Consider the following 12,414-nt stretch of genomic DNA (forward strand, 5'->3'; position numbering starts at 1 on the left):
ATTACATTGTTCACGTCCAAGCGCCCGTACTCAAGGCTTTGGCCGAAGTTTGTTACTGAATATTGCGTATTTCTCGACTGACGTTAACGCTGTAGGCCATTCCCCCAACAGGATCGAAACACGTCCTACGCCATTTGCGGCCGTTTCTGACCCCACTCTTCGCGCAGCCTTTGAATAATCCGTCTCGACGCTTGTCGCGCCATTTCGTCAGCCCGACCCGAGACCCGCAGATGACCGATTACCCACCCCACCGCTCACGCGTTGTACTGCTCAATGAAACCCTCGAGGGGGAGGAGAAAATGTGCCACTACCGCTGTGAGTTCGGGCACGAATGGACCGCCCCCGCCCGGTACGGCAATCGCGGCAACTGGTGCCGACTGTGCGTGCAGCGCCCCCGCTCACTGTCCCTGAACGATGCCCGCAAGCATGCCAAGGCAATGGGCGGCAAATGCCTGGCGACGCACTACCGCAATTCGTTGGTCAAAATGCCGTGGCAATGCCGCGAAGGGCATACGTGGGAACAAAGCCTGAGCCAGATACGCTCGGGAGAATGGTGCCGCATTTGCCGAAAAGCCGAACGCGAGGCGCTGTTCATAACCCTGGAAGCGCAGATCCCGGGCGTCGAGACCGGCGACCAGCCGATAAAACCCGGCCGCCGGGACACCTCGAAAAAAAACCTACGACGACGGGGACGTAAACCATGACAGCGGGTTCCAGCTCCGTCGGCAAGGCGCATCCAGCAAAACGCTGGGCATGTCCCGCAACCGGATCCACGGCTCGTTGCGCCAGTGCAGCAGGCTCAGGGAAGTGCCCGGCCCCTCCAGCACGCCCAATGTGGGCCGTTGCACCCGGCCGTATTCGTGCCGGTCCCGCAGCGCCGGCACCACATGATGGTCGAACCACTCACGCAGGCCCCGATTGGCGGCCGTCAGGTGATAGACCAGCAGCGCGTAAACGCCCGACTCGCTGAGCATCAACATCTCTTGCGCCTCGCCGTAGCGGTACAGCCACAGCGTCTTGCGTTGGTCCGGGTCAAGCTTGCGGGCCAGACGCCCATCCAGAAAAAAGCCCATCAGATAGCCCAGATCACGGGCACAGAACCACGCCTGATTGTCGATAATCAGGGCGTGGAGGCGGGTTTTGTTGCGGGTGAAGGTGATGGGGGTGTGCGTCAAGGTTGCGGTCATATCGGTAAACATCTCTTTTGTTTGGCCATAGCCACCCAACACGTCGCCAAACGAAAAAGGTGGCCGCTGTGTGCAGGTTGGCGAACCGGCAGAAGAGCAAATCCGGCAGACCCACAGGTCTCCCGCACACAACAGCCATAACGAAGTCAGGCGAAAATGGCCTGTCTTTGAAATGCCCGTACATTGTGACTGCTCTAATTCGGATCGCCAAACCCGGTGCTGAAAAAGTCAGCAGGCCGCAGCGTATGACCGTGACAGGCCCGGAGCAAGCCGGATTGCTGTGCAGACAAAAGCTTCAGCCGGGCCCCACCCGCAGAAGGCTTTCGCCCTACACGAGTATCGGAAATGTCTGATTTTAGGCCGCCGCAACCGGCCGCAATACTGCGCGTCACGCCCACCGCGCTCCATTGCCCGCAGACCCTCGCCCATGACCTAGCCAGCTCCCACACACCCCGTTCTTGATCGCAGCCCCAAATTGCGGGCCGCCGCCGACCGGTTTGGCTTCGGGTGCCTGGACCAACAGTGGATATCCTGGAACACACCGATGCGCTTCATCTGCCGCAACGGCCATCTGATGGTACGCACCCCGGTGTTGGCGCTGGCGTTTGGGCCACGCACCTGCAAGGAGTGCCTGGGCGAAGAGTACGCCCGCACGCTGCGCACCCGAGCCGAGGCGGCGGGGCTGCGCTGGCTGGATGAGCGATGGGTGAAGAATCCTGGCTTGATGACGTTTCAATGCCAGTGCGGCCATGAATGGAAAACCCCCTACCTCAATATCCGTCGCCACCTCAACTGCCCCCGCTGCGTTCAGGCCCGCCGACGCCAGTCCAGGGCGGCCATGGAAGAGGCTCTGCGCGCCATCGCCGCCAGCCACGGCGGCGAATACCTGTCTCGAAGCAAACGCCCTGAGCACCACCATTTCCGCTGTGCAAAAGGCCACCAGTGGGAAGCGACATCCACCCGGATCAAGCGTGGCGCGTGGTGCTATCCCTGCGGGCATGAGCAGCGAGGCAAGAGGATGCTGCGCACCGACAATCTGGCGCGAATTCATCAGGCCGCTCAACAGCGGGGCGGAACCTGCCTGGATGACATCTACCATGGCATGAGCCATCAGTACCGCTTTCGCTGTGACGCCGGGCATGAATGGCAGGCAAACGGCAACACCGTGACAACGGGTTCCTGGTGCCTGAAGTGCTACAAACTGGAACATGGGCTGACCCTCACGATCGCCCAGCAGCATGCCCGCGAGCGCGGCGGGCAATGCCTGTCCACGGAATACAAAAACATCAGTACGCCTATGCATTGGCTATGCGATCAGGGGCACGCATGGTACGCCCCCCTGCTCAGCATTCGCCAAGGGCATTGGTGCCACGTGTGTCACGTTCTGAGCCGCACCTGGGACCCGAAAAAGCGCGCGCGCTACCTGGCTGTGCGGCATTGAACCCGAGGGTGTGCCGGGTTGGACGTGTCCCGCTGCGCCCGGATACACCGCTGAAGCTGAATAGGTAAGCAGTGTTGCCTGCGACCCGGCCAGCGCATCGCAGACAACAGCGCTGTGACCCTAACTGCCCGCCCCGGAATTTTTCTTCGCCAGCTCCAGCCACAACGGATGGATGTCCGCCAGGAATTGGCTGAGCATGTCCAGTTCCTGTTTGGGTTCGGCGTTTTTCCTTGCCGCTTCTTTCAGGGCGGCCGCTGCGTGCACGGCGTCCAGGACCTGTTGCAGCTCGGGCGTGGTGGCGGTTTGTTCATTGAGGGGCGGCGGCAGTGGCAAGGCGGCGGCCTGTCTGGCCACGGCGCCGGGTTGTCGGGTGAAGTCGCGCAGCGGTGGCGGCACCTCCACCATGGGCAGGGCAATGCCGGTCAGGCTGTCGGTGGCGATGATTTGCGTCGGCCCCAGCTTGCCACGCATCGCTGGAATAGCCAGCGACGGCAGCACCAGCCCGGTGAGGTAGCGCGGGTCCTTGCGCTTGACGGTCAGCCCGACGCTGGCCACGGCAAGGGCCACGCCCAGCACTTGCCCGGTGGTGGCCAGCAGCGACAGTCGTTTGTTGGATTCGTCGTCGAAAAACACGCCGCGATAGCGAAAGTAGTCGCTGAACAGCTCCCGCTCGTTAAGGGCCGCGTTCATGAACCAGGCGCGGGAGTCGTGCACGTGCTCGTCGAACAGCAGGGTCAGCCCCGCGGCTTTATCGTCAAGCGCCTCGCCGTTGTCGGGGTCGTACAGCCGGTAAAAAGCCTTGTTGCCACCCTCGCGCAGACGCCGGTATTCGTCGGCCTCGTCCTGTTCGTTGGTCATGTACACCAGCCCGCCGAACAGCGCGTTCACCAGGGTTCCCGTCGACCAGCCCGCGTCATTGTCCATGGGCTTCCAGTCCCCCAGATAATCCCGGAGAAACTCCTTCATGGCGTTTTCCATCTGCCGGTGCGTCAGGTCCGGCTCGAACGCCTTGCTGGCATTGAGCGCCATGGGTTGCCGGGCACCGGTGCGTTGCTCGTAAGCCTGTTTGATGGCCAGGTGTTCGTCGTGCTGCACCTGCTCGCTTTCGCTCAGCGGTGCCAACGGTTTGCCCTTTTGCAGGGCGACGGTGTCTGCCAGGTGCCGGGCGTGCAGGGCCTCGAAGGCGTCGATCTCCTGGGCGGTCATGTCCTTTCCCCGGTAATGCTGATACCCGACGGTGGTGCGCAACATCGAATTGGCATACCGGTTGATGCGCCAGCCGGTGATCAGCTCGGCCTGGGAGGCCATGACGTTTTCCAGCGGGCCGTGTTTACAATCGGCGAGCCAGGTGTTGAAGCGGTTGGCGAGGGTGTCGGAGACGTTGAAGGCTTCGAAGGTCTCGAAGTCCATTTGAATCCACGGCCAGCGTTCGCGTTGATTCGAGCTCAGCGCCTCTGGCGGCACCTGTAACGGCGCACCCATCTTGAATGCTTCGGCGTACATATGCTGCAAAGGGATTTGCGACAACAGGTGCTCGCCGCCCCACAACGCCTTGCCCTGATCACCGGGCGGGTAGCCGCCGCCCACATCCGAATGCATGCCGGGGTAAAGGTATTCAAAAGTGCCAGCCCGGTAGGTGGAGGGACAGTCCGGGTCGTCAGGGTTGGCCTTGCGCCGGATCGAGTCCACCGGGAAGCAGCCGCGCTGTTCGTGGGCGGCCACCAGGTGAACGCAGCGCTCCAGAAACCGTTCCGAATCCGGCAGGCGCAACGAATCGTCGGCCCAGCCCATATGCCCTTCGGCAAAAGGCATCAGATACGCCATGCCGGCCGCCGCCACGGTGTCGAACAGCCCCAGAAAGCCAATGCGGATGGGAATGCCGGCGAACAGGTAGCAGGTTTCGCCGTCCACTTCGGTTCGGGTCAGTTGCTCCAGCCAGCTCGCAAACGCCCGCGCCTGCGCAGCGCCACGGGAAAAGCCATACACCCACAGGCGGATCGCGATGATTTTGGGAATGGTCTTGGCCCGGTGCACCCAATCCACGCGCCGGGTCAAGGTGGCCAACGGCACCTGAAACGCCCGCACCCGACGTTCATGGCTGTCGCTGAACAGGCCCGCGCCCAGCACGTCTTCGGTCATCGAAGTGCCCATTTTTCGGACCAGTTCATAGGCCGCTTCATGGCTCAGCGGTGGATCCCCACAGGTCCGCCCCACGGCGTCCAGCAAGCGGGTCAGGCCCCAGTTGATGCGGTTTTCGCCGCCGGTGGCGTACTTGAGCCCCGCACCCGAGGGTTCGTACTCGCCGATTTCCTTGAACTCGGTGCCGACGCCTTGGATGTAATAACGAAAGAACCCCTCTTTACTGGCTGAATTCTGGCCCTCCCCATTTTCCGGGCCAATACTGGCGTGATACAGCCGGGCCACATTGGAAGTGGTCGGTGGCATGCCTTTTTTGTCGGACGGCTCATGGTTATTGGTGCCGTCGAAGCACAGGGTGATGTTCAACATTTTCATGCACGGCGGGCCGGGGTAAGCGCGGTGCTCGGCCTCGGCCTGCAGCTCGGCGGCATATTCCGCATCCCTCAGCGGCAGTTGTTGCACGCGAACATGCTGCGCCACCGCCTCCGAGGTGCGGGGCAGAACGCCGGTGGCTTCGAATGCAGGCGTACGGCTCAGAGATTGCGGAGCCGGACGGTTCTGCTTAGGGATCAGGGCTTCGGACATACGGCAGGCACTTCCATTTTGTAGGGGTAGTTGAAGGGGTAACCGGGCTGCCCCGGCAATTGGGCAACGGCGGCCACCGCCAGCCGGTCACAAGGCAAAAAATGCACATCAAGCACGCCCAGCTCCTCATACGGCGCCACTTCGACGACGGCGCTGTGGCGGGTGTAGCTGGAGCGATGGCGTTTCACACGAGAGTTCCACTCATCCGAAAATCGACGCTCCGGCCAGCTTCCGTAGTCGTGTGGTTTGGGGTCCTCCTCCCACTCCACCAGCACCGTCAGGCCGGGATGCCATTGCCTTGGCAGGGAGATGCAACACGTCTGGCTGCCGCCGCCCATGTGCGGGCCGAAGTTGGAGCCGCCATTGCCATTGACCGTGAACCAGTTGATCGCCGCCGAGGTGTGGTTGTAACCCTCGATGGGCGCGCTGCCGCGTTCGGATTTTGTCGGGGTGCAGGCGGTGGCCAGCACCACCATGCAGAGCAAGGTCATCACCCCCGCCTGCCGTGTCCGGCTTTTTGAGGCACGGCGTTGCAACGTCAGGGCTTCGGACATACGGCAGGCACTTCCATTTTGTAGGGGTAGTTGTAAGGGTGACTGGGCATGCCGCGATAAGTCAGGCTGGCGGCGACCTTGACCTGATCGCAAGGCAGAAAATGCACATTGAGCAGACCCAGCTCTTCATACGGGGCTACTTCGACGATGGCGCTGTGACGGGTGTAGCTGGAGCGATGGCGTTTCACACGAGCGTTCCACTCATCCGAAAATCGACGCTCCGGCCAGCTTCCGTAGTCGTGTGGTTTGGGGTCCTTCTCCCACTCCACCAGCACCGTCAGGCCGGGATGCCATTGCCTTGGCAGGGAGATGCAGCAGTTCTGCTTACCCCCACCGCCGTAGGGCCCGATATTCGGCCCGCCATTGCGGTTAACCGAAAACCAGTTGATCGCCGCCGAGGTGTGGTTGTAGCCCTCGATGGGCGCGCTGCCGCGTTCGGATTTTGTCGGGGTGCAGGCGGTGGTCAGCAGCACTATGCAGAGCAAGGTCATCACCCCCGCCTGCCGTGTCCGGCTTTTTGAGGCACGGCGTTGCAACGTCAGGGCTTCGGACATACGGCAGGCACTTCCATTTTGTAGGGATAGTTGTAAGGGTGATTCGGCATGCCGCGATAAGTCAGGCTGGCAGCGACCTTGACCTGATCGCAAGGCAAAAAATGGACGCTGAGCACACCCAGCTCCTCATACGGCGCCACTTCGACGATGGCGCTGTGACGGGTGTAGCTGGAGCGATGGCGTTTCACACGAGCGTTCCACTCATCCGAAAATCGACGCTCCGGCCAGCTTCCGTAATCGTGTGGTTTGGGATCCTTCTCCCACTCCACCAGCACCGTCAGGCCGGGATGCCATTGCCTTGGCAGGGAGATGCAACACGTCTGGCTGCCGCCGCCCATGTGCGGGCCGAAATTGGAGCCGCCATTGCCGTTGACCGTGAACCAGTTGATCGCCGCCGAGGTGTGGTTGTAGCCCTCGATGGGCGCGCTGCCGCGTTCGGATTTTTTCGGAGTGCAGGCGGTTGAAAGCGCCACGGCGCAGAGCAGCGCCAAGGCTGCACCGCACCTCATGACTTGCGCTCCGGCGACGGTTGCCCTGGATAGCAGGGCGAGTTCTGCGCGAGCCACTGGCGAATGAATTCGTCCCGTTGCGCGTCGTTGAGCTTGCCCCGCTCACGACTGGCCGCCAATTGGCCATGGAAGACGTGCTGAATCAGGTCTTCGTGGCGGTTAAGGCCATATTGGTAAGGCTTGATGTCATGGTCACAGCACCAACGTTCGGCGGCACCTCGGGCACGCAGCCAGGTCACTTGTTCTTCGTTCAGCACCAGCGCAGACGGCGAATCAGGAGCCTCTGTGTGGCGGCAATGCCGCCCGGCCAACTCTCGCGATGTCCCGCTGCGGTCCAGCCAGCACCAACTGAATGCCGCCGCGTGAAAGCGCGTTGAGTACGGCGCAGCAAGCGCCTGAACGCTGCCCTGAAACAGGCGGGCATCGTAATAACAGAAGAGGCCGTGACTCGCCCCTCGGTCCCATTGCGCCTGTGAGCACCAACGCAGATGCTTGGCCAAGGCTTCAAAAGGCCAGTCACTCAAGGGCGAAATCACCCGCGCCTCGCGGTGCAGCCTGGAAAGAAATTGATCCAGCCATTCAAAATGGTCTGCCTCAAGGCGCGTCAGCCGCACCAACACCGGCCCCTGCTGCGCCAATGCGTGTTCCGGGGTACCTTCAAACAGCAGGGCGATGAGCGGTGCCGGTTGCAATGCCCTGAGCTCTGGCAGTAATGGATACTCAAGCCCTGTGGCATTGATCAGCACATCCACATGACCGAGCCCTTTGCCCATGGCCCTTGCATGCAAATGGTTCAGCCAGTCCTTGACGTACATCGACATCAAACAGTCCCCTGGGTCAGCGCTTTATCAGCGGATCGAACATGGCGCGTGCTTTTTGCAGGCATTCTTCACACACCGCCGCCTCTGGCACCGGCATCTCGGGCTCTAGCTCCACTCGGGATTCCCAGCCTTTAAGAGTCAGCCCCGGCACAGGCGCGATGGAGAGCAAACGGCCAGCCGCTTCGGCGGGGGTTTCACCCGGTAACCGAGGGGCACCCATGCCCATGCCGACACCGGGCACGGGCACACCGCCGGGCAGAATCGGGCAACTGCTGAAAATGCCGGCGGGGGTGATCAGCAGATGTTGCCCGCCCGCCTTGAGGGTCAACGTGGCACCGGCTTCCATCACGACTTGCGCGCCGGCCTGGATGTGCACCTGTTGCCCTGCCCCGATCACAACCGCCTGAGCGGCCTGGGTATTGCTGCTGCCAAGCACGTTCAAGTGATCATCGGCACCGACCTGAACCTTGCGCGGGCCGACGGTAGTGTGGCTTTCTTCGCCACGCACCTGGGTCAGGCTGTCGCCCTTGATGATGCTGTGCTGGTCGTTGCCGACTTCCAGGTGGCAGTCATTTTCCACCTGACTGTGCAGGTCGCGCTGGGCATGGAGGTAGATCCGCTCGGCCCCCTTGCGGTCTTCGACGTGCAGCTCGTTGGAGCCGCCGCCTCCCAGGGAGCTGACGGTTTTGAAGACGCTGCGGGTTTTGTTGGCGGGCAGTTCATACGGCACCCGATTGACGCTGTTAAACAGGCATCCGGTGATCAGCGGTCGGTCGGGATCGCCCTCTTCGAACGTCACGATGACTTCCATGCCCACCCGCGGAATGCTTATCGCGCCATAGCCATTGCCTGCCCAGCTTGACGCCACCCGCACCCAGCAACTGCTGTTGTGGTCTTCGGTACCGGAGCGGTCCCAGCGAAACCGGATTTTGACTCGACCGTATTCATCGCAATGGACTTCTTCGTTTGCAGGCCCGCACACCGTCGCCGTCTGGCTGACCAAAGCCAACGGTTTGGGGTGTTCGATCGGCGGACGGTATTCGCCTTTCCAGGGCATGGCGCAGAACGTGTTGCGATAGCCCTGGGAGAAACCGTCTTCTGAGGAAGCGGCTTCGGGGTGTGCCGATTCTTCCAGCACCTGAGGTTGCTTGCCCGCGTGCTCGACGCTGATGAGCAGCCAGCGGTCATTCCAGTCCTTGCGCGGATGCTGCTGCAGTGCCACACATTGCCCGCTCAGCATAAGCGGATGATTGCTTGCCCCGGTGGCCTGGTGCGTCGCCACCCGATGGCTTTCAAACAGGTGCATCGCGATGCGATGGCCGTCATTTCCCCGAGTGAACAAGCCCGGATAACGGTAGTGCTCAAGGCACGGACCTGGCGGCAACGATTGCTCGCAGTGCACGGAGGATCTGCCTTGCAGTTCCTGGTGCGGGTTGTGGAAATCGTAGTCGGCGGTGATCACCCGCGACGTTCCCACCTGGACACCCACGCTGAATTGATTGATCACCGTTTCGTCGGCAACCATTGCATCATCCATGACAAAGCTGACCGGGCGCGACAGCTGGTTGAACGCGATCTGGCTGTCACTCACTATCAGCTTGTGCTGCGTCGGGCTGTGCTCGAAGCGATAGGAAAATCCTTCCTCCTCACATAGCCTCTGGATGAAATCCAGGTCGCTTTCCTTGTACTGCGTGCAGTAGGTGCGAGGTGAATACCCTCTTGGCGACAACAGAAAGTCGCGCCGGTCGGCCAATATGCCGTTCTCGTCAAGCACAGTGGCGATGATTTGCTCGACGGTCTGTCGTTGAAAAATCCGCTGATTGATGCGGTGGCGCAGATAATCCAGATGCGGCACCAGCGTCAGTTCATAGTGGGTCCAGCGCCCTTGGTTACGCCCTTGAGAGCAGGCCCGCACCAGGCCATGAACGCCATTGCCTTGCTCATCAAAAGCAAGAAAAGCAGGTTGATGCACAATGCTATTGAGATCGAGGTCCCTACGCTCGCAGACCAACTGAATCTGGAACCGATAGGGTCGGTTTAGTCCCTCTTTGCCGTTGAATCCAAGGACGCGCATTTCGCGATGCGCTTGCTCAAGGCTAAGGGTGAATCGGGGTTGCTTGGCGGCGGCGAGCATCTAGAGATCCTTACTTAGCAAGAACCTCCCGCCCGGCGGGGTCATGGCAATTCCGGTGCTGTATGCAGGACTGATCCCTATCAACAGCGGGAAAGGTCTTGTCCACTCGACGCGGGGCAGAAGATCCGACTGGACGCTCAGACTAGTGCTTTCGAGGTGACAGACCGATATTGTGGTGGCGCGCCGTATCCACAGACCTTTCCGAAAAACGCATAGGAAATGTCATACAACGCCAATGCCCGCCAGCGGCACCAGCAACTGCCTGACGAAGGGAAATCCCGCGAACAGTCGATGCGCCCCATCAGCTACCCGGTGACAAAGGCCCGCGGATCCCGCGCTGACCCGGCGCAACACGGAGCGTCGAAAAGGCCGCGGGCAAGGAGGGCTATTGCACTGGCAATAAGGTGATGCGCTCGGTTGTCATCACATCACCGAAGGTGTCTTCAATGGAAGCCAGTGCGGAGCGATGCAATTCATCAGCGCTCACCGATTGCGTGTCTTTGACTGTAATCGCACGGGTGGCGGTGGCATCAGAGGCAACGACCACCGAATAGCCCAGCGGAACGGCATCACGTGCCGCGCCGGCAACACAGGCATGGGTCATCAGGCCCGCAACAATGACGGTCTTGATGCCTGCGCGCTTCAACTCGGCGTCCAGATCCGTACTGGCGAATACGCTGACTGTGGTTTTGCTCAGGGTTCTGTCGTGAGCACGAGGCATCATCAGCGGATGAAACCCAACGCCTTCACTGCCTGCCGCAAACACTGGCGAATCCTTGGGGGCGACGTGCCGGACATGGATCACCGGCAGATTTGCCCCGTCGGCAAAGCGGATCAGACGCTGGGTGTTTTCCAGAGCCTTCATGCCATCGGGAATCGGCAACCTGCCGGTGAAGTACTCGTTCTGAAAGTCGATGACGAGCAAGGCCGTCGTCTTGCGATCAATGTGATCGACCGGCATGGCGCCTGAGATTGCACGAATGGTCAAGTCGGGGGCTGGTGACAGATCAGCCGCCCATGAAAACTGGGCGGCGACAACGCCGAAACCTGCAAGAGCGGCCTTCAAAAGGTCCGGCAGGGATCGACTCCGTTTTTGCGGCAGCGAAACAACGAATGACATGTCTGGCCTTTGGGTGTGTGGTTGACCTGTCCAGCCTAGGAGTTATCCCGGGCGGCAACAACGCGGCAACAAGCACGTGAGGCGTGCGAAAAGGGCACAGAACATTGATGACTTTAGACACCGAAAGGCAGGAACAGAGCTCGGTCGGTCAGAGCATTGAATACAGCGGATGCGCCCATGAACATGGGCGCATTTGATCGTTATTTGACCAGACGCCAGGTGAACGGGTAGCGGTAAGGCAGGCCGTCATTGGCTTTCATACCGCCAATGATGGTCAGCACCAACGCCCCCACACCCACCAGCACCATCAGCGGGAAGCCGATGATGACAACCATCAGCAGCATGCAGATCATGGCGGCGATAGACACGGTGATCTGGAAGTTCAGGGCTTCCTTGCCCTGGGCATCAATAAAGGGATCGGCTTCTTTTTTGATCTGCCAGATGATCAGCGGCCCCAGCACGTTGCCGAACGGGAAGATCAGGCCGAAGAATGCGGCAAAGTGACAGAACATCGCCCATTGGCGGATTTCTGAATCGGGTTTGGGCAGCGGTAGCTGGCTGTCACTCATGTGCGATCCCTCGGGGTTGTCGATCAGTCGGCCAATGCAGCGGTTTGCAGTTCGAACAGTTCAGCCATGCCTTTCTGAGCCAGCGCCAGCATCGCGTTCAGCTCTTCCGGCTGGAACGGCGCGCCTTCAGCGGTGCCTTGTACTTCGATGAAACCGCCAGCGCTGGTCATGACCACGTTGAGGTCGGTCTCGGCTGCGGAGTCTTCAAGATAGTCCAGATCAAGCACAGGCTCGCCCTGATACATGCCCACCGAAACAGCGGCGATCATCTGCTTGAGCGGGTCGCCGCCTTTGAGGCCGCCGCGCTTCTTGATCACTTTCAAGGCATCGGCCAAAGCAACCATGGCACCGGTGATGGACGCTGTGCGCGTGCCGCCATCGGCCTGGATCACGTCGCAATCGACGTACAGCGTCACGTCGCCCAGCTTGGACATGTCCAGCGAAGCGCGCAGGGAACGACCGATCAAACGCTGGATTTCCAGCGTACGCCCGCCTTGCTTGCCACGGCTGGCTTCACGCTGGTTACGCTCGCCGGTGGCGCGCGGCAGCATGCCGTACTCGGCAGTCAGCCAACCCTGACCCTGGCCTTTGAGGAAGCGTGGAACGCCGCTCTCGACGCTGACGGTGCAAATCACTTTGGTATCACCAAACTCGACCAGTACAGAACCCTCGGCGTGTTTGGTGTAGTTGCGGGTGATGCGGATCGAGCGGAGCTGATCGGCGGCGCGACCACTTGGACGTTTCATTTGGGAATACCTGTACTGAGACGGAAAACTGCCGAGCATTATAGAGGCGACAGCC

General features: G+C 60.9%; 12 protein-coding genes. 2 read left to right on the plus strand and 10 right to left on the minus strand.

The window, feature by feature from the left end; translation table 11 throughout:
- The first annotated feature begins 170 nt into the window (after positions 1-170).
- Positions 171-704 (plus strand): hypothetical protein, encoded by a 534-nt coding sequence (locus ACP7B0_RS21695; RefSeq protein WP_426143728.1) that lies wholly within the window; start codon positions 171-173, stop codon positions 702-704.
- Here the strand turns inward: ACP7B0_RS21695 and ACP7B0_RS21700 are convergent.
- Positions 678-1,187, minus strand: coding sequence for a BRO-N domain-containing protein (locus ACP7B0_RS21700; RefSeq protein WP_426143729.1), 510 nt, complete (start codon positions 1,185-1,187; stop codon positions 678-680). The two genes, ACP7B0_RS21695 and ACP7B0_RS21700, sit on opposite strands and share 27 nt — an antisense overlap.
- A 544-nt stretch (positions 1,188-1,731) precedes the next feature.
- Here ACP7B0_RS21700 and ACP7B0_RS21705 point away from each other — a divergent pair.
- A complete protein-coding gene (locus tag ACP7B0_RS21705; protein ID WP_426143731.1) occupies positions 1,732-2,628 on the plus strand; it encodes a hypothetical protein in 897 nt (298 codons plus the stop codon).
- A gap of 120 nt (positions 2,629-2,748) precedes the next feature.
- Here ACP7B0_RS21705 and ACP7B0_RS21710 read toward each other — a convergent pair whose 3' ends face one another.
- From ACP7B0_RS21710 to rph, 9 genes are all read right to left on the minus strand, one after another.
- The gene (locus ACP7B0_RS21710) at positions 2,749-5,352 is read right to left on the minus strand and encodes a T6SS phospholipase effector Tle1-like catalytic domain-containing protein (protein ID WP_426143732.1); all 2,604 of its coding nucleotides are present in this window, start codon (positions 5,350-5,352) and stop codon (positions 2,749-2,751) included.
- Entirely contained in the window at positions 5,337-5,906 is a 570-nt protein-coding gene (locus ACP7B0_RS21715) for a DUF3304 domain-containing protein (protein WP_426143733.1), read from the minus strand. The genes ACP7B0_RS21710 and ACP7B0_RS21715 overlap by 16 nt, the downstream gene beginning before the upstream one ends.
- Positions 5,891-6,460: a DUF3304 domain-containing protein gene (locus ACP7B0_RS21720; RefSeq protein WP_426143734.1), complete on the minus strand. Its 570-nt coding sequence runs from the start codon at positions 6,458-6,460 to the stop codon at positions 5,891-5,893. The genes ACP7B0_RS21715 and ACP7B0_RS21720 overlap by 16 nt, the downstream gene beginning before the upstream one ends.
- On the minus strand, positions 6,445-6,969 hold the full coding sequence (locus tag ACP7B0_RS21725; RefSeq protein ID WP_426143735.1) for a DUF3304 domain-containing protein: 525 nt from the start codon (positions 6,967-6,969) through the stop codon (positions 6,445-6,447). Before ACP7B0_RS21725 ends, ACP7B0_RS21720 begins: the two co-directional genes overlap by 16 nt.
- The gene (locus tag ACP7B0_RS21730) at positions 6,966-7,790 is read right to left on the minus strand and encodes a DUF4123 domain-containing protein (RefSeq protein ID WP_426143736.1); all 825 of its coding nucleotides are present in this window, start codon (positions 7,788-7,790) and stop codon (positions 6,966-6,968) included. The genes ACP7B0_RS21725 and ACP7B0_RS21730 overlap by 4 nt, the downstream gene beginning before the upstream one ends.
- A 16-nt stretch (positions 7,791-7,806) precedes the next feature.
- Positions 7,807-9,924, minus strand: a complete 2,118-nt coding sequence (gene tssI / locus ACP7B0_RS21735) for a type VI secretion system tip protein TssI/VgrG (RefSeq protein ID WP_426143738.1) — start codon at positions 9,922-9,924, stop codon at positions 7,807-7,809.
- Positions 9,925-10,309: 385 nt separating this feature from the next.
- Complete coding sequence (locus tag ACP7B0_RS21740) at positions 10,310-11,044, minus strand: cysteine hydrolase family protein (protein ID WP_426143739.1); 735 nt, start codon at positions 11,042-11,044, stop codon at positions 10,310-10,312.
- 200 nt (positions 11,045-11,244) lie between these two features.
- Positions 11,245-11,613, minus strand: coding sequence for a DUF4870 domain-containing protein (locus ACP7B0_RS21745; RefSeq protein ID WP_426143740.1), 369 nt, complete (start codon positions 11,611-11,613; stop codon positions 11,245-11,247).
- A 23-nt stretch (positions 11,614-11,636) separates the two neighbouring features.
- Entirely contained in the window at positions 11,637-12,359 is a 723-nt protein-coding gene (rph, locus tag ACP7B0_RS21750) for a ribonuclease PH (RefSeq protein ID WP_426143742.1), read from the minus strand.
- Positions 12,360-12,414 lie beyond the last annotated feature (55 nt).

It is taken from the genome of Pseudomonas sp. DWP3-1-2, from assembly GCF_049896285.1.
In the GTDB taxonomy this organism is placed as follows: Bacteria; Pseudomonadota; Gammaproteobacteria; order Pseudomonadales; family Pseudomonadaceae; genus Aquipseudomonas.